The 17,660-nt window shown below is 38.1% G+C and carries 16 protein-coding genes; all 16 read left to right on the top strand.

The features are described 5' to 3' along the window. Positions 1 to 319: 319 nt before the first annotated feature. The 16 genes from PQQ29_RS07895 (at position 320) to PQQ29_RS07820 (ending at position 17,504) form a co-directional block, all read left to right on the top strand. On the top strand, positions 320 to 1,138 hold the full coding sequence (locus PQQ29_RS07895; protein WP_003762410.1) for an MIP/aquaporin family protein: 819 nt from the start codon (positions 320 to 322) through the stop codon (positions 1,136 to 1,138). 74 nt (positions 1,139 to 1,212) lie between these two features. Continuing rightward, positions 1,213 to 2,706 (top strand): glycerol kinase GlpK, encoded by a 1,494-nt coding sequence (gene glpK / locus PQQ29_RS07890; RefSeq protein WP_187984124.1) that lies wholly within the window; start codon positions 1,213 to 1,215, stop codon positions 2,704 to 2,706. A gap of 159 nt (positions 2,707 to 2,865) precedes the next feature. Beyond that, complete coding sequence (gene obgE, locus PQQ29_RS07885) at positions 2,866 to 4,155, top strand: GTPase ObgE (RefSeq protein ID WP_003767023.1); 1,290 nt, start codon at positions 2,866 to 2,868, stop codon at positions 4,153 to 4,155. A gap of 67 nt (positions 4,156 to 4,222) precedes the next feature. Beyond that, positions 4,223 to 5,071 carry a prephenate dehydratase gene (gene pheA, locus PQQ29_RS07880; RefSeq protein ID WP_003762407.1) on the top strand — a complete coding sequence of 283 codons (849 nt, stop codon included), beginning with the start codon at positions 4,223 to 4,225 and terminating at the stop codon, positions 5,069 to 5,071. A gap of 112 nt (positions 5,072 to 5,183) precedes the next feature. Next, entirely contained in the window at positions 5,184 to 5,909 is a 726-nt protein-coding gene (locus PQQ29_RS07875; protein ID WP_003762405.1) for a YebC/PmpR family DNA-binding transcriptional regulator, read from the top strand. 66 nt (positions 5,910 to 5,975) lie between these two features. Then, positions 5,976 to 6,911 (top strand): L-lactate dehydrogenase, encoded by a 936-nt coding sequence (locus PQQ29_RS07870; protein WP_003762403.1) that lies wholly within the window; start codon positions 5,976 to 5,978, stop codon positions 6,909 to 6,911. A gap of 126 nt (positions 6,912 to 7,037) precedes the next feature. Further along, positions 7,038 to 7,643: a Holliday junction branch migration protein RuvA gene (gene ruvA, locus PQQ29_RS07865; RefSeq protein ID WP_187984123.1), complete on the top strand. Its 606-nt coding sequence runs from the start codon at positions 7,038 to 7,040 to the stop codon at positions 7,641 to 7,643. A 15-nt stretch (positions 7,644 to 7,658) separates the two neighbouring features. Continuing rightward, entirely contained in the window at positions 7,659 to 8,666 is a 1,008-nt protein-coding gene (gene ruvB, locus PQQ29_RS07860) for a Holliday junction branch migration DNA helicase RuvB (protein ID WP_003762401.1), read from the top strand. A 3-nt stretch (positions 8,667 to 8,669) separates the two neighbouring features. Then, positions 8,670 to 9,698, top strand: coding sequence for a tRNA preQ1(34) S-adenosylmethionine ribosyltransferase-isomerase QueA (queA, locus tag PQQ29_RS07855; protein WP_003771947.1), 1,029 nt, complete (start codon positions 8,670 to 8,672; stop codon positions 9,696 to 9,698). A gap of 86 nt (positions 9,699 to 9,784) precedes the next feature. Beyond that, positions 9,785 to 10,924 (top strand): tRNA guanosine(34) transglycosylase Tgt, encoded by a 1,140-nt coding sequence (gene tgt / locus PQQ29_RS07850; RefSeq protein WP_003762399.1) that lies wholly within the window; start codon positions 9,785 to 9,787, stop codon positions 10,922 to 10,924. Between the two features lie 33 nt (positions 10,925 to 10,957). Continuing rightward, complete coding sequence (gene yajC / locus PQQ29_RS07845; RefSeq protein ID WP_153648100.1) at positions 10,958 to 11,287, top strand: preprotein translocase subunit YajC; 330 nt, start codon at positions 10,958 to 10,960, stop codon at positions 11,285 to 11,287. Positions 11,288 to 11,427: 140 nt separating this feature from the next. Continuing rightward, positions 11,428 to 11,721 carry a post-transcriptional regulator gene (locus PQQ29_RS07840; protein ID WP_003762397.1) on the top strand — a complete coding sequence of 98 codons (294 nt, stop codon included), beginning with the start codon at positions 11,428 to 11,430 and terminating at the stop codon, positions 11,719 to 11,721. Positions 11,722 to 11,831: 110 nt separating this feature from the next. Then, complete coding sequence (gene secDF, locus PQQ29_RS07835) at positions 11,832 to 14,096, top strand: protein translocase subunit SecDF (RefSeq protein WP_003771940.1); 2,265 nt, start codon at positions 11,832 to 11,834, stop codon at positions 14,094 to 14,096. A 96-nt stretch (positions 14,097 to 14,192) separates the two neighbouring features. Next, positions 14,193 to 14,537 (top strand): LapA family protein, encoded by a 345-nt coding sequence (locus PQQ29_RS07830; RefSeq protein ID WP_010991593.1) that lies wholly within the window; start codon positions 14,193 to 14,195, stop codon positions 14,535 to 14,537. A gap of 104 nt (positions 14,538 to 14,641) precedes the next feature. Then, the gene (gene recJ / locus PQQ29_RS07825; protein ID WP_010991592.1) at positions 14,642 to 16,993 is read left to right on the top strand and encodes a single-stranded-DNA-specific exonuclease RecJ; all 2,352 of its coding nucleotides are present in this window, start codon (positions 14,642 to 14,644) and stop codon (positions 16,991 to 16,993) included. Beyond that, positions 16,983 to 17,504 carry an adenine phosphoribosyltransferase gene (locus PQQ29_RS07820; RefSeq protein ID WP_003723528.1) on the top strand — a complete coding sequence of 174 codons (522 nt, stop codon included), beginning with the start codon at positions 16,983 to 16,985 and terminating at the stop codon, positions 17,502 to 17,504. The genes recJ and PQQ29_RS07820 overlap by 11 nt, the downstream gene beginning before the upstream one ends. The last annotated feature ends 156 nt before the right edge of the window (positions 17,505 to 17,660 follow it).

The following is a 17,660-nucleotide window of genomic DNA, read 5'->3' as shown; positions in this document are numbered from 1 at the left end:
TCTTTGTGAATTAATTTCTTTTAAAAAGGGTTATAACTCTCCTAAATTGGGGTAAAAGTAAAGAGGCAGATGAAGAGACATTGTGAAAAATAGGACAAGTCGTTTGATTGACAGCGTTTTCTTGATGTGATTAAATAGACTCAAGTTAATTAACATGTCAGGAGAAGAGATGACAATCGAAACGATGCAAGGGTACTAGTGTGCCTACGTTTTGATTGTCATTCTTTTTTTGAAGTTAATTGATAATCGGAATGTAAGGGGACTAGTAAGTGTTAAAATTCCGGTGCTACAAATAAGCAAGAAGAAGGAGTTGGAAAAGATGATTGACACAAGTTTAGCAACACAATTTCTAGGTGAAGTAATTGGTACTGCCATCCTAATTATTTTAGGTGCTGGTGTCGTAGCGGGTGTTTCACTGAAGAAATCCAAGGCAGAGAATGGCGGCTGGGTCGTTGTTACTTTAGCTTGGGGGCTAGGTGTTACAATGGGTGTATATGTTTCAGGATATATGAGTATGGCCCATCTTAACCCGGCTGTAACAATCGGTATGGCGCTTGCAGGTGCTTTCCCGTGGAACTATGTATTGCCGTATATTGTTGCTCAGTTTATCGGAGCATTCATTGGTGCAACACTCGTATGGTTACATTACTACCCGCACTGGAAGAAAACAGAAGATAAACCAACAAAACTAGGTGTTTTTGCAACGGCGCCAGCTATTCGCCATTTTACATCTAACTTTTTTGGTGAAGCATTAGGTACTTTTATGTTAGTGTTTGGATTACTATCACTAGGTGCAAATTCCTTTTCAGACGGATTAAATCCACTTGTTGTTGGCGCATTAATCGTAGCTATCGGGATGTCTCTTGGTGGAACTACTGGTTATGCAATCAACCCAGCACGTGACCTTGGACCAAGAATTGCGCATTTTGTTTGGCCGATTTCTGGCAAAGGTGGATCTGATTGGGGTTACTCATGGGTTCCGGTTATTGGACCAATTATGGGTGGTGCATTAGGTGCTTTAGGGTATAATGCAATTATTAATGGCGAACTAGGAATGTGGTTCTGGGTGTTCGCAGTATTATTTGTTTTAATTCTTATTTTAACAATGCAACTCGACAAGAAAAAAGATTTAGCATAAGCTAGAATAATAACTAGCTCTAAACGAAAGTCTCTGGGCTTTCGTTGTACTTAAAACTAGAGGAGGAATTTTACATGGAAAAGAAATATATTTTAGCACTGGATCAAGGAACAACAAGTTCAAGAGCGATGATTATTGACGAAGAAGGAGAAGTAATTGGCGTTGCGCAAGAAGAATTTGATCAAATTTTTCCTAAGCCAGGTTGGGTTGAACATAGTGCCAATGAAATCTGGGCTTCGATTTTAGCAGTAATTGCAGGCGTATTACTCAAAACAAATATTTCTTCTAAAGAAATTGCTGGGATTGGTATTACAAACCAACGTGAAACTACTGTTATTTGGGATAAAGAAAGCGGAAATCCAATTTATAATGCAATTGTTTGGCAATCTCGTCAAACTGAAGATATTTGTAAGCAACTTCGTAAAGATGGTTACGAAGATACGATTAGATCAAAAACTGGTCTTTTGATTGATCCATACTTTGCAGGTACAAAAGCTCGCTGGATTCTTGATCATGTAGATGGCGCACAAGAACGTGCTGAAAAAGGAGAACTTCTTTTCGGTACAATTGATACTTGGTTAGTTTGGAAATTAACTGGTGGTCGTGCTCATATTACCGATTATTCCAATGCTTCCCGGACACTTCTTTATAATATTTATGATTTAGAATGGGATGATGAGCTTCTAAAAATGCTTAATATCCCAAGAGCAATGTTACCTGAAGTTCGTCCTTCCTCTGAAGTATACGCGGACACAGTGCCTTATCACTTCTTTGGTGAAGAAGTTCCTGTTGCAGGTATTGCCGGTGACCAACAAGCCGCATTATTTGGTCAAGGTTGTTTTGAAAAAGGTATGGCGAAAAACACTTACGGAACTGGTTGTTTCTTACTAATGAACACAGGCGAAAAAGCAGTACGTTCTGAAAATGGACTATTAACTACGCTTGCTTGGGGACTTGATGGTAAAGTGGAATATGCGCTTGAAGGTAGTATTTTCGTTGCTGGTTCTGCTATTCAGTGGTTACGTGATGGCTTACGTATGGTTCGTCAATCAAGTGATTCTGAAAACTATGCGAGCCGGATTGAATCTAGTGATGGTGTATATGTTGTACCAGCATTCGTTGGTTTAGGCGCACCTTACTGGGATTCCGACGTTCGTGGTGCTGTCTTTGGATTAACTCGCGGTACTGAAAAAGAACAATTTATCCGTGCGACATTGGAATCTCTTGCTTATCAAACTCGTGATGTACTGTATGCAATGGAACAAGATTCTGGTATTAGTCTAAAAACGTTACGTGTGGATGGCGGGGCTTCTGCTAATAACTTCTTAATGCAATTCCAATCCGATATTCTAGGTGTTCCTGTAGAACGTCCAGAAAACAAAGAAACAACTGTTCTTGGAGCAGCTTTCTTAGCAGGACTTGCAGTAGGAGTTTGGAAAGATAAAAACGAAATTAAAAAACATTGGAAACTAGACAAACGTTTTGAAGTAGATATGAAAGACGAACAAAGAGAAGATTTATATGAAGGTTGGCATAAAGCAGTCAAAGCTGCACAAGCTTTCAAATAATTGTTAAAAGATGCGCCAAATGTGTAAAAGCATTTGGCGCATTTTTGTGATGTTAAACAAATAAATATCTGGAAATAGAAATAAATATAGTGACAGATGTATAGTTTGTTCGTTATAATGAAAGATAAGACTTTTAAGGAACGGGAGAATATAAAAATTATGTTTGTAGATCAGGTTAAAATATATGTAAAAGCTGGTAATGGTGGGGACGGTATGGTAGCATTCCGTCGCGAAAAATTTGTACCAAACGGTGGTCCTGCTGGCGGTGACGGCGGTAAAGGAGCAGACGTTGTATTCGTAGTAGATGAAGGTTTGCGCACACTAGTAGATTTTCGCTTTAAACGAATCTTTAAAGCAGAACACGGCGAGCATGGCATGAGTAAAAGTATGCATGGACGCGGTGCAGAAGATTTAGTTGTTAAAGTACCACAAGGAACGATTGTGAAAGATATTGATACTGGAGAGATTATTGCTGATTTAGTAGCACATGGTCAGCGCGCAGTTATTGCAAAAGCCGGACGTGGCGGACGTGGTAACAAACGTTTTGCAACACCAGCCAATCCAGCTCCAGAACTCTCTGAAAACGGGGAGCCAGGGCAAGAACGAAATGTACAATTAGAACTTAAAGTATTAGCAGATGTTGGTTTAGTTGGTTTCCCAAGTGTTGGTAAATCTACCTTATTATCTGTTGTATCTGCAGCAAGACCAAAAATCGCTGCTTACCATTTCACGACGATTGTTCCTAATTTAGGAATGGTTGATGCGGGAGATGGACGTAGTTTTGTTATGGCTGATTTACCAGGTCTAATTGAAGGGGCTAGCCAAGGTGTTGGTCTAGGACATCAATTCCTACGCCATATCGAAAGAACTCGAGTTATCGTACATGTAATTGATATGTCTGGTTCAGAAGGTCGCGTACCTTATGAAGATTATATGGCAATCAATAATGAACTAGAACAATATAACTTACGCTTAATGGAACGTCCACAAATCATCGTAGCGAACAAAATGGATATGCCAGACGCGGAAGAAAATCTAAAAGAGTTTAAAACTAAAATCGCTGAAGATATTCCGGTATTCCCGATTTCCGCAGTAACAAAAACGGGTCTACGTGAATTACTTCTTGCAATTGCAGATAAATTAGAAACAACCCCAGAATTCCCACTCAATGAAATTCTGGAACAAGAAGATGAAGATACAGTTCTTTACAAGTATGTTGCTGAAGAACCTGACTTTGAAATTACAAGAGAGCCAGATGGTACATTCGTACTTAGCGGTGCCAAAATTGAACGCTTATTCACTATGACTAACTTCGAACGTGATGCTTCTATTAGCCGTTTTGCGCGTCAACTTCGTGCAATGGGTGTTGATGAAGCACTTAGAAAACGTGGCGCTAAAGACGGTGACATTGTTCGCTTACTTGATTATGAATTTGAATTTATGGATTAAAAAAAGTGCTGCGCCAATCAATTGGCGCACGCTTTTTTCCTAGCTACAATAAAAAGGAGAGTTGAAAATGAAAATTGCTTATTTAGGCCCAGCAGCATCTTTTACTCATGCAGCAGCAGCGAAAGCTTTTCCAAAAGAAGAGATGGTTGCTAAAAGCACTATTCCTGATTGCATTATGGCAATCGAAAAAGAAGATGTGGACGTGGCGGTTGTCCCAATTGAAAATACTATTGAAGGAAGCGTCAATATTACGCTAGACTATTTATTTCATTTTTCAAGTGTCCCTGTTGTGGCGGAAATTGTTTTACCGATTGCGCAACATTTAATGGTTCATCCAGCTCATAAAGCAACTTGGAAATCCGTGCAAAAAGTAATGTCGCATCCGCAGGCTCTTGCCCAGTGCCATACGTTCCTTCAGGCAGAACTTTACGGGGTAGAGCGTGAAGTAACACCTTCGACAGCTTATGCGGCAAAATGGGTTAGCAATAATCCAACTGAACTTGTAGCAGCAATTGCTCCTCGGATGGCAGCCAGTGAGTATGGACTAGAAATCGTTCAAGAAAATGCCCAAGATTTAGAATTGAACCAAACGAGATTTTTTGTTTTAAGTCGTAAGCCAGTTTCCATTTTATTACCAAAAGAAGAAGAAAAAACTTCGATTTCGGTCATTTTACCTAACAATATGCCGGGAGCGTTACATAAAGTATTATCTACATTTGCTTGGCGTGACATTGACTTAAGTAAAATTGAGTCGAGACCACTTAAAACGTCATTAGGAGAATATTTTTTCTTAATAGATGTGCTTTCAGAAGGTAAAGAAACACTTGTAACGAACGCTCTTGATGAAATTAGGCTTTTAGGAGGTAAGGCGAACAAACTTGGAACTTACCATGTGCATCGCTTACAAACTACTTAAATAATGAGTTATCGTATTTTATTGCGGTAACTTTTTTTATTTGCGAATAGTTATTTTTTACGTTAAAATTTGTAGGAGAAAAGCTTTACTAAAACTTGAAGGAGTGAAACAGATGGCAGGACATTCAAAATGGAACAATATTCAAGGTCGAAAAAATGCGCAAGATTCCAAGCGTTCTAAAGTATTTCAAAAGTTAGCAAGAGAAATTTTCGTTGCAGCAAAAAAAGGCCCTGACCCGAATCTGAACCCGTCACTTCGATTAGTAATGGATAAAGCAAAAGCAGTCAATATGCCGAATGACAATATCAAGCGTGCTATAGATAAAGCTGCTGGAAATACTAGCGGCGAAAATTATGATGAAGTAACGTATGAAGGATATGCACCAGGTGGAATTGCAGTGCTTGTCCATGCACTTACAGATAATAAAAATCGCACAAGTACAAATGTCCGTGTAGCTTTCAATAAAAACGGTGGTAGCCTCGGAGAAACAGGAAGTGTCAGCTACATGTTTGATCGTAAGGGCTACTTAGTTATTCTAAGGGAAGGCTTAACCGTTGATGAAGAAGAGTTTATGCTAGAAGCGATTGAAGCTGGGGCAGATGATGTAGAGGTAAGTGATGACGTCTTTGAAGTATTTACTGAACCCGGAGCATTTTCTGATGTCAAAGATGCATTACAACAAGCTGGTTATACTTTTGCTACAGCAGAACTTTCGATGTTTCCAACTGTCTACAACGAAATTGCAGAAAACAACCAAACACAATTTGATAAAATGATGGAAGCATTAGAAGATGACGATGATGTACAAGAAGTTTATACAAACGCTGAGATAAATTAAGTCAAAACACCCCTTTTGTGCAATCTGAATGGGGTGTTTTATATGAATCAAGAGGAGGAAATAAAAATGAAACCACGTAAAGTTATGATAATTGGGGCAGGTAATGTAGGGTCGGCTGCGGCTCACGCATTTGTTAACCAAAAATTTGTAGAGGAGTTAATCCTTGTTGATTTAAATAAAGAACGTGTGGAAGGAAATCGGAAAGACTTGGCAGATGCAGCAGCATTTATGTCTGGGAAAATGGATATTTCAGTTCGTGAAGCAAGTGATTGCGCAGATGTCGATATTGCAGTAATTACGGTGACAGCGGGACCATTAAAAGAAGGGCAAACACGTTTAGATGAACTAAGAAGCACATCAAGAATAGTGGCGAGTATTGTTCCTGAAATGATGAAAGGCGGCTTTAAAGGTATTTTCTTAATTGCCACGAATCCTTGTGACATCATTACGTATCAAGTTTGGAAATTATCTGGACTACCAAGAGAGCAGGTGCTTGGAACTGGAGTTTGGCTTGATACAACAAGATTACGCCGTTTATTAGCAGAGAAATTAGATATTGCTGCTCAAAGTATCGATGCATTTATTTTAGGCGAACACGGCGATTCACAGTTTCCTGTCTGGTCACATTCCTCGATATACGGTAAACCAGTAAATGAATATAGTATGGAAAAACTCGGAGAATCCCTTGATTTAAAATTAATTGGTGAAACTGCCCGTGATACTGGCTTTGAAATATATCATCAAAAAGGCTGCACTGAATACGGGATTGCTGGAACTATTGTAGAGATTTGCCGTCATATTTTCAGCGGTAGTCAGCGTGCTCTAACTGTTTCTTGTGTTCTTGACGGCGAATATGGTCAAACTGGTTTAGCAATCGGCGTTCCGGCAGTTTTAAGCCAAAATGGTGTAAAAGAAATTATTTCCTTAAAATTAAACGAACAAGAGCAACAAGCATTTGACCATTCAGCTGCTGTAATCAAGGAAAATATAAAATCTATATAAGAAGTCGATAATATTATTATGTAAACTAAAAAAAACGATTTCCTTTTATGAACAAAAACTAGTACAGATGTTCCTTTTTATGCTATCATATAATGTATGACGTGAAACGAAGAGAGGACGAATAAATTGTACGATTACATAAAAGGAATAGTAAAAACGATTACACCAGAATATATTGTTGTCGAAACAGGACAAATCGGCTATCAAATAATTACAGGAAACCCATTTTCCTTTCAACGATTAGAAGGTACTGAAGCGCAAGTCTTTTTGTATCAACATGTACGGGAGGATAATATTTCTCTATTCGGTTTTCAAACAACAGAAGAACGTTATTTATTCAAAAAATTATTGAGTGTTTCGGGCATTGGACCAAAAAGCGCGTTAGCTATTATTGCTTCAGGCGATGTCGTTCCACTTATTACTGCAATCGAATCAGAAGACGATGTTTATTTGACTAAATTTCCAAGTGTCGGTAAAAAAACAGCACGTCAAATTATCCTTGATTTAAAAGGTAAACTAGCAGATGTAGTTGCAAGTGAAATTGTCTATAAAGCTGCAGAAAACGATATTGTTACTGGGCTTTCACCGCAACTAGAAGAAGCAGTTTTAGCGCTCGAAGCACTTGGTTACAGTACGAGAGAACTAAAAAAAGTTATACCAAAAATGGCAAAAGAAAACGACTTAACAAGCGATGCATACATCAAGCTAGCACTGCGATTAATGACAAAATAGAGAGGAGCTTGTGGCATGGATGAACGAATTATTTCAAGTGAAACGGTAGACGCAGAAGAAGTATCTTTTGAAACTAGTTTGCGGCCACAGACCCTTTCACAATATATTGGGCAAGACAAAGTAAAGAATAACTTAACTGTCTTTATTGAAGCTGCCACACTCCGAAATGAAGCGCTGGATCATGTGCTTTTATACGGACCTCCTGGACTCGGTAAAACAACCCTTGCGATGGTCATTGCTTCTGAAATGGGGAGCGAAATTAAGACAACGAGTGGACCTGCGATTGAACGCCCAGGTGACTTGGCGACTATTTTGACAAGTTTAGAACCAGGTGACGTTTTATTTATTGATGAAATCCACCGGTTATCGCGAGCAATTGAAGAAATTTTATATCCAGCAATGGAAGATTATTGTTTGGATATTGTTATTGGAACAGGACCTACCGCGCGTTCTGTTCGCTTAGATTTGCCGCCATTTACGCTGATTGGAGCGACAACTCGGGCGGGACTTTTATCGGCACCACTTAGAGACCGCTTTGGTGTAATTGACCATTTGGAATTTTACACGGAAGAGCAGTTAACCGAAATTGTCCTTAGAACGTCTGGGATATTGGATACGAAAATCGATGACCTTGGTGCACGTGAAATTGCAAGACGATCTAGGGGAACCCCGCGGATTGCTAATCGGCTATTGAAACGTGTTCGTGACTTTGCGCAAGTTAGAGGGAACGGTACAGTTACTGAAAAATTGGCAAAAGAGGCACTGACACTACTTCAAGTGGATCCAAGAGGACTTGATACGATTGACCAAAAGCTACTTCATACAATTATTCAATCATTTAGAGGTGGTCCTGTTGGTTTAGATACAATCGCAGCAAGCATTGGCGAAGAGCGCGAAACCATTGAAGATATGCAAGAACCCTATTTACTACAAATCGGTTTTCTACAAAGAACCCCGCGAGGACGAATCGCGACGGAAACAGCATACAACCATTTAGGAATAAGTTATGAAAAAGAGGTATAAAGAATGAAAGTAGAAGATTTCGATTTTGATTTACCAGAAGAATTAATTGCGCAAACCCCATTACTTGACCGGACTTCAAGCCGACTAATGGTACTTGATAAAGAATCAGGTGAGATAAAAGATCAACATTTTACTGATATAATTAGTTATTTAAATAAAGGAGATGCACTAGTATTAAACGATACGCGTGTTCTTCCAGCTAGGCTTCATGGAATTAAAGATGAAACTGGCGCTCATATTGAAGTATTACTTTTAAAACAAAAAGAAGGCAATGCTTGGGAAACTTTAGTAAAACCTGCAAAAAGAATTCGTAAAGGCGCTACTATTACCTTTGGGGATGGGGCGTTAAAAGCTACTTGTTTAGAAGAACTTGAGCACGGCGGTCGAATTCTTGAATTTTCTTATGAAGGTATTTTTTATGAAGTATTGGAGCAACTTGGTGAAATGCCACTGCCTCCATACATTAAAGAGCAACTTGCAGATCAAGATCGTTATCAAACAGTTTACGCGAAAGAAAATGGTTCTGCTGCTGCGCCAACTGCCGGCCTTCATTTCACCGAAGAGTTATTAGCACAAATTAGTGCCAAAGGTGTAGAAATAATATTTGTAACTCTGCATGTTGGTCTTGGTACATTCCGCCCAGTAGACGTGGAAGATACTCAAAACCACAAAATGCATTCTGAATTTTATCGTTTAACCGAAGAATCTGCTGATCGGATTAATAAAATCAAATCGGCTGGTGGAAAAGTGGTTGCGGTCGGAACAACTTCCATCCGTACTTTAGAAACGATTGCGAGTCGTCATGATGGTAAACTAATTGCAGAATCAGGTTGGACAGATATTTTCATTTCTCCAGGATATCAATTCCAGGCAGTAGATGCGTTAATTACTAATTTCCATTTACCAAAATCGACATTGATTATGCTTGTATCCGCTTTATCTGATCGCACTAAAATATTAGCAGCCTATAACCATGCGGTAGAACAACAATATCGCTTCTTTAGTTTTGGCGATGCAATGTTTATTCATTAATTTGCGAAAAAAATAACAGAAAAGCTTGTTTTCATCGGTAATTTTCGTTATGCTAGTGAATAGAGTAAATTAGAAAGAGGTAACACATGTCTGCCATTCGTTATGAACTAATAAAAACAGATAAACAAACTGGTGCTCGTCTTGGTAAAATTCATACACCACACGGCACATTTGATACACCCATGTTTATGCCAGTTGGAACACTTGCAACGGTAAAAACAATGTCGCCCGAAGAATTAAAAGCGATGGGCGCAGGTATTATTTTAAGTAACACCTATCATTTATGGTTACGTCCCGGAGAAGAATTAATTCGAGAAGCGGGCGGGCTACATAAGTTTATGAACTGGGACCAACCAATCTTAACGGATTCAGGCGGTTTTCAGGTGTTTAGTTTGAGTAAAATGCGTGATATTAAAGAAGAGGGCGTTCATTTCCGCAACCATTTAAACGGAGATAAACTTTTCTTATCACCAGAAAAAGCAATTCAAATTCAAAATGCGCTTGGATCGGACATTATGATGAGCTTTGATGAATGTCCGCCGTATCCAGCGTCTCATGAATATATGAAAAAATCAGTAGAAAGAACATCACGCTGGGCTGAACGTGGCTTAAAAGCACACGAAAGACCAGAAGACCAAGGTTTATTTGGTATCGTCCAAGGTGGAGCTTACGAAGACTTACGCGCTCAAAGTGCTAAAGATTTAGTATCTCTAGACTTCCCTGGATACTCCATTGGTGGATTGTCTGTCGGTGAACCTAAAGACGTGATGAATCGCGTTTTGGAACACACTACACCACTATTACCAGCTAATAAACCGCGTTATCTAATGGGCGTAGGTTCGCCTGACTCATTAATTGATGGCGTAATTCGAGGAGTGGACATGTTTGACTGTGTTCTTCCCACACGTATTGCACGTAATGGTACTTGTATGACATCTAGTGGTCGCTTAGTTATTAAAAACGCTAAGTTCACACATGATTTCCGTCCTATCGATGAAAATTGTGATTGTTATACATGTAAAAATTACTCACGTGCATACATTAGACACTTGATTCGTTGTGAAGAAACATTTGGAATTAGACTTACAACTTATCATAATCTTCATTTTCTGTTAAACTTAATGAAGCAAGTCCGTGGCGCTATTATGGAAGATCGTCTTGCTGATTTTAGGGAAGAATTTTTTGAGCAATATGGATTTAATCGTCCTGATGCAAAAAATTTCTAAATATATATAAAGTATCGAAAGGAGTTGGAAAATATGGGCGGTATTGTAACATTTATACCAATTATCTTGATGATCGTTTTGTTCTATTTCTTACTAATCAGACCTCAACAAAAACGTCAAAAAGAAGTACAAAATATGCAAAGTAGTTTAGCAAAAGGTGATAAAATTATTACTATTGGTGGACTTCACGGTATTGTTGAAGCAATTGAAGATGGCACAGTCATTTTGAAATGCGGAAACAGCAAATTAACTTTTGACCGTAATGCAATCAGAACTGTACTTGAAAAAGGTAATACAGTTTCTAATCCAGTTGTAGCAGAAACAACTTCTGATGACACTGAAGTTGTAGAAGACAACAAATAATACTTGAAATAAAAATGCCATTTCCCTTTAAACGGTGGAGTGGCATTTTTTAAACATAAAAATAGAGCTTATACTTTCCATTTAAGCTTTTTTTAGATAAAATGGGAATATGCTTATTGTTTAAGAAAGGGGATGACTTGATGACGGATACATTTTCGGCTTGGTATGAGGATTTAGAACCAGCGATTTTAATTAAAGTGGAAGATTTTCATATTCTAGGCTACCGAGAAATCAAGGCTAGTCACATTTGGGCGTTTTTAACAGAGGAAAAGTGGAAGAATAACCCAGCCCCAGCATTGCATGAAAGAATAAATGATGTCATGCAAATGAAAATTGGACAATTAATGCAGTTTATTATGACAACAGCTGAACAAGAATCTAATAACCATGTTGCTCAAGCGGAAAATTCGCTTCAACCAAATGTGGAAGATTAACAGCCTGCTGACGAATACTTAAATAGTAAGTTATAGTACATAAAATCATTAAGTATTAGTTGTTAGACTGGGATTTGTTATGGTTTAGATGAGGGAGGAACGAAACAGAAATGGTAAAAAAGAGTAAGATAGTTATTTTCTTTCTAGTAGTTGCAATTATCTTCGGTGCTGTATTTGGTACCGCGAAAATGGTTATGCAAAATATTAATCTTGGCTTAGATCTTCAAGGGGGATTTGAAGTTCTATATGAAGTGTCTCCAGCTGATGGTAAAGGAACTGTTTCTAAGCAAACATTAACAGATACAGTTACTTCACTTGATAAACGGGTCAATTCATTAGGTGTTGCGGAACCAAGTATTCAAATCGAAGGAAATAACCGCATCCGTGTCCAACTTGCTGGGGTAACTGACCAAGCAGAAGCACGAAAAATGTTATCAACTACTGCCCAGTTATCATTTAGAGATGCAAATGACAAAATGATGATGAATGGTAGTGACTTGGTTGCAGGTGGCGCCAAACAAGCTTTCGATTCTAGCAATAATCCGATCGTTACTTTAAAACTAAAAAGCGCAGATAAATTTGCTAGCGTAACAAAAACTATTCTAGCAGAAGCACCTGACAATCAATTAGTTATTTGGTTAGACTGGAAAGAAGGACAAAAATACAAAACAGAACGTGAAAAGAAAAATCCAGCTTACTTATCTGCACCAAATGTAAGTAGTGTTCTTGATACAGATAAAGTAGAAATTTCCGGAAGCTTTACAACTGAAGAAGCAAAAGATTTAGCTGAATTGTTAAACTCTGGCGCACTTCCTGTAAAAATGACTGAAGTTTACTCTACATCTGTTGGCGCACAGTTTGGTCAAGATGCATTACAAGAAACTATTTTAGCTGGTATTATCGGCGTTATGGCTATCTTTATTTTCATGATGGCTGTTTACCGTCTACCGGGTGTTATCGCATCTATTACATTAGTTGCTTACACTTATTTAGTTCTATTAATACTAAGCTTACTCAATGCCACACTTACTTTACCAGGGATTGCAGGCTTGATTCTGGGTATAGGTATGGCTGTTGACGCAAACGTTATAACATACGAGCGAATAAAAGAAGAAATCAAGGTCGGAAGGTCGACAAAAGCAGCATTTGAAGTCGGTGGAAAAGAAGCATTCCGTGCGATTTTAGATGGTAACTTAACGACACTGATTGTTGCTGCAGTTCTTTTCTACTTCGGTACAAGCTCTATCAAAGGGTTTGCTACAGTTCTAATCATTAGTATTCTAGTCAGCTTCCTAACAGCTGTTTGGGGTTCAAGATTCTTACTAGGATTACTCGTGAAAAGCAATTGGCTTAACAACAAACCAGGTTTCTTTGCAGTTAAACGAAAAGATATTCATAACTTACATGAAGGTATTAACAGCTTTAGCTTAAAAACGCACTTTGATCGTTATGACTTTGTAAAACATCATCGTCTATTTTTATCTATATTTGCTGCAATAGTTATCGTTGGTATTGTTATACTATCCATCTTTAAATTAAATCTTGGCATTGACTTTGCCAGCGGGACTCGAGCGGAAGTTACAGCTAATCAAACATTGACTGAGACGCAAATTAAGAAAGATTTAGATGCGATTGATATGCCATCGAATGATATTGTGTTCCAAGGCTCAGGATCGAAAACAGCTGTTGTGTCTTACAAAGGAACATTATCGCAAAATGATGTAGCTAAATTTAAAGATTACTTTGAAGATAAGTATAAGCACGAACCAAGCATTAGTACAGTTTCCCCGACAGTTGGGAAAGAACTTGCTAAAAATGGCTTCTGGGCCCTTGGTGTGGCTTCTGTCTTAATCGTGTTATATATCGCTGTTCGTTTTGAATTCTATATGGGGATTGCAGCGATACTTTCACTGCTATTCGACGCCTTTATTATCTTCATCTTCTTTAGTGTTACAAGACTTGAGGTTGACTTAACATTTATTGCAGCGGTTCTGACGGTTATCGGTTATTCCATAAATGATACGATAGTCACCGCCGACCGGATACGAGATATTAGCATGAAGATGCAACGCTTTAAAACAAAAGAAGAGATTGCAGATGCTGTTAATAAAGCATTACGTCAAACATTCACTCGTTCCATTAATACAATTCTAACAGTTATCTTCACTGTACTTGCACTTGTATTATTTGGTAGTGAATCAATTCTTAACTTCTCCATTGCTTTACTAGTTGGATTGGTTTCAAGTGTATTCTCATCCATCTTCATGGCAATGCAATTATGGTACGTATTTAAAGCAAGACAGTTACGTAAAAAAGGTCCGATTAGTACGGTTAAAAAGAAAAAACCACGTAATAATGGTCAACCTGTAGTTTAAAAAAACAGCCGAATTTCATAAAATGAAGTTCGGCTGTTTTTAATAGACTTGAAACGGGTAAATAATAAGATAATTGTTGCGAGGAGGAGAGAGAGGATGAAAGAAAACAAAGTTCAATGGCAAGTGATTGTGGGGATTATTCTAGCACTTATTATTGCGATATTTGCAGTTATTAATGTAGACCCAGTTGAAGTCAACTTTTTATTTGCTCAAGCTGAGTGGCCGTTAATTTTAATTATTATAGGTTCTGTACTAGTTGGTTGTTTAATTATCTTTTTCTTAAACATTGCCAAATCACGTGGCATGAAGAAAAGAGTAAAGCAATTAACTGCTGAAAAAACAGAGCTAGAACGTCAATTAGCAGCTGCAAAATCGATGAAAACACATTCATCTAATGTAGAAAAACGCGATGCTGAAAATACAGTAGAGCCAATTAAATAATAAAGAAGACGCTAACTTACTTAGTTAGCGTTTTTGTTTGGAAGATTCCTCTTGGTTTTTCTAGCAATTTTAGATATAATAGGAAGGTTGAGAGGTGGGGTAAAGTGATTCATTCAAAATACTTATGGAATATCGAGGAAGCAAGCGACGAGAAAGCTAGCCAACTAGCCGAACAATTAAAAATCTCGCTTCCACTTGCAAAATTGCTTTGGAAAAGAAAAATTACAACGCAAGGACAATTCGATAAATTTTTCCACCCAGAGAAATATGAAAGTTACGACCCATTTTTACTTGCAGAAATGGACCTTGCTGTTGCTCGAATTAAACAAGCAATTGACTTAAATGAGCAGATTTTAGTCTACGGAGATTATGATGCTGATGGTGTGACAAGTATTGCTGTTTTAATGAAGACACTACGACATTTAGGAGCAAATGCCGAATTTTATATTCCAAATCGTTTTACAGAAGGATATGGACCAAATATTGCAGCATTTGATATGGCGAAAAACCAAGGTGTTGATCTCATCATTACGGTGGATAACGGAATTGCCGCACTAGAAGTGATGACGCATGCGAAGGAAATCGGGCTAGATGTCATTGTTACGGATCACCATGAACCGCGTGAAGTCATGCCAGATGCTATTGCAGTAATTCATCCAAAGCATCCTAAATCTGCGTATCCATTTGATGAACTTGCTGGAGTCGGTGTTGCTTATAAATTATCTCATGCCCTTCTTGGTGAGGAACCGAAAGAATTACTGGATCTAGTAGCAGTTGGGACAGTAGCGGATTTAGTTTCTTTAACGGATGAAAACCGACTTTTAGTTCAATTAGGGTTACGCCAATTACGTGAAAATGCTAACTTAGGACTTGCTGTTTTAGCGAAAAAAGCAAGTTTGAAATTAGAAGAAGCTACAGAAGAAACAATCGGATTTGGACTTGCGCCACGACTTAATGCTGTCGGCCGGCTTGGTCCTGCTGATCCTGCCGCGGATTTACTTTTAACCGAGGACCCAGAAGAAGCACTTTTCTTAGCGGAAGAGATTGATGATGCTAATAAAGAACGGAAACAAGTGGTCGTAGATGTGACGAAATTAGCGATGGCTGCAATCGAGGCAAAAGAATCCCTCGGAAATATCATTGTTGTCTCCGGAGAAGGCTGGAATACTGGTATTTTAGGGATTGTCGCTTCAAAATTAGTCAGTGTTTATTCTCGACCGGCTATCGTACTTGGCATTGATCCAGTGACTGGTGTAGCAAAAGGATCAGGACGTAGTGTAGAAGCTTTTCACTTGTATCAAGCGTTAGATAAGCATCGTTCATTAATGACAGCTTTCGGTGGCCATCCAATGGCTGCGGGTCTTACTTTACCAGCAGAAAACTTAGCTGAACTTGATAACAAGCTACAAGAAGAAGCTAGTCACCTTTCCGATGAAGATTTCCGACCGGCTTTGAAAATAGAAGAAAAAATAAACCTTGCAGATATTTCCGTTTCTTTTATAGCGCAATTAGAAAAATTAGCGCCGTTTGGAATGGATAATCCAAAACCAATTTTCCTTTTAGAAGAGATGAATTTAAAAGGTACTAAAAGAATTGGGGCAGATAAAACCCATTTAAAAACGATGCTTGCAAATGAAGATAGTGATGTAACTTTAGATGCTATTGGTTTTGGTGTAGGAGACTTAGTGGAGAAAATATCGCCTCATGCAGCAGTAGATGTTGTCGGTGAGCTGTCTATTAATGAGTGGAATAATATTAAAAAGCCACAACTTCGAATGATGGATATTCACATCCCGCACTGGCAACTTTTTGATGTGCGGAATAAAGCTGAATGGTCTAGAATTTTACAAGAACGAAATGAGCAGCGACTTTTTGTTTGCTTTGAAGAAAGAACAGTTACAACCCTCGCGGACCAAAAATATATATTAGTCGATGAAACGAAAGGTTTTACAGCAGATTTTCAAACTGAGGAATTAGTTTTTGCTGATATGCCGGCGAAAGTAGAGCTAATAGAAGAAATTGTGCGCGAAACAAAACCAGAGCGAATCTTTGTTCATTTTGATGCTTCTGAAGGTAATCAAATCCCAGCAATACCTGACCGGGGAGCATTTGCTGAACTATATAGCTTAATAAAAAAATTCCAACCATTTCCAATCGAAAAATACACTCCTAGGCTTATACAAAAGTTTGGCTGGAACAAAGAACAAATAGATTTCATGTCAAAGGTGTTTTTTGATTTAGAATTTGCTAAAATGGATAGTGGTCAGATTATTATTAACCAAGTTGTTGAAAAACGTAATTTGGACGAATCCATAGTTTATCAACAAAAGGTAGAAGAAATAACTACTAGAAAAAAACTGTTATACTCCAATTATACTGAGCTTCATAGTTGGATGAAATCAATGATGGAAACATCAATTTACCCGAATGCGGAGGAACTAGAAAATGGAAATTAAAGATTTACAAGATTACGTAGCGATTGTGAACGATTGGCCGAAAAAAGGTATTGTTTTTAAAGACATTACGCCACTTATGAATGACGGCGAGGCATATCGTTTTGCTACGGATAAAATCGTGGAATATGCAAAAGAATTAAAAATCGATATTATTGTAGGACCGGAAGCACGTGGCTTTATTATTGGTTGTCCTGTGGCTTATGCGCTTGGAATAGGTTTTGCTCCAGTTCGTAAACCAGGTAAACTTCCACGTGAAACGATTGAAATGGAATATGATTTAGAATATGGAACAAATAAATTATCCATGCATAGTGATGCCATCAAACCTGGTCAACGCGTTTTAATCACAGATGATTTACTAGCAACTGGTGGAACGATTGAAGCTACAATCAAACTAGTAGAAGAACTAGGTGGTATTGTTGCTGGCTGTGCTTTCCTAATCGAACTAAAAGAATTAGAAGGACATAAAAAATTAAATGGTTACGATCGTTTAATCCTGATGAAATTATAAAAAACGAACTACTCCTGATATTTTAGGAGTAGTTTTTTTCATAAAAATCTCTAAACCACTAGAAAATGTGGAAAAACAAGGAAAAGTGCTTTATAAACAAACAAGCGGCATGCTATAATATTATACAAGAATCTTTTTAGGAACACTCAGTTATTG

It is taken from the genome of Listeria innocua (assembly GCF_028596125.1).
Lineage (GTDB): Bacteria > Bacillota > Bacilli > Lactobacillales > Listeriaceae > Listeria > Listeria innocua.
Note: the sequence above shows the minus strand (reverse complement) of the source record. Positions and strands in the feature narration are given on the sequence as shown.

Coding starts and splice junctions, on each gene's coding strand:
- obgE (WP_003767023.1), top strand. CDS start 2,866: ATGTTTGTAGATCAGGTTAAAATATATGTAAAAGCTGGTAATGGTGGG.
- PQQ29_RS07820 (WP_003723528.1), top strand. CDS start 16,983: ATGGAAATTAAAGATTTACAAGATTACGTAGCGATTGTGAACGATTGG.
- PQQ29_RS07875 (WP_003762405.1), top strand. CDS start 5,184: ATGGCAGGACATTCAAAATGGAACAATATTCAAGGTCGAAAAAATGCG.
- PQQ29_RS07870 (WP_003762403.1), top strand. CDS start 5,976: ATGAAACCACGTAAAGTTATGATAATTGGGGCAGGTAATGTAGGGTCG.
- PQQ29_RS07830 (WP_010991593.1), top strand. CDS start 14,193: ATGAAAGAAAACAAAGTTCAATGGCAAGTGATTGTGGGGATTATTCTA.
- queA (WP_003771947.1), top strand. CDS start 8,670: ATGAAAGTAGAAGATTTCGATTTTGATTTACCAGAAGAATTAATTGCG.
- PQQ29_RS07895 (WP_003762410.1), top strand. CDS start 320: ATGATTGACACAAGTTTAGCAACACAATTTCTAGGTGAAGTAATTGGT.
- secDF (WP_003771940.1), top strand. CDS start 11,832: ATGGTAAAAAAGAGTAAGATAGTTATTTTCTTTCTAGTAGTTGCAATT.
- ruvB (WP_003762401.1), top strand. CDS start 7,659: ATGGATGAACGAATTATTTCAAGTGAAACGGTAGACGCAGAAGAAGTA.
- glpK (WP_187984124.1), top strand. CDS start 1,213: ATGGAAAAGAAATATATTTTAGCACTGGATCAAGGAACAACAAGTTCA.
- PQQ29_RS07840 (WP_003762397.1), top strand. CDS start 11,428: ATGACGGATACATTTTCGGCTTGGTATGAGGATTTAGAACCAGCGATT.
- yajC (WP_153648100.1), top strand. CDS start 10,958: ATGGGCGGTATTGTAACATTTATACCAATTATCTTGATGATCGTTTTG.
- tgt (WP_003762399.1), top strand. CDS start 9,785: ATGTCTGCCATTCGTTATGAACTAATAAAAACAGATAAACAAACTGGT.
- pheA (WP_003762407.1), top strand. CDS start 4,223: ATGAAAATTGCTTATTTAGGCCCAGCAGCATCTTTTACTCATGCAGCA.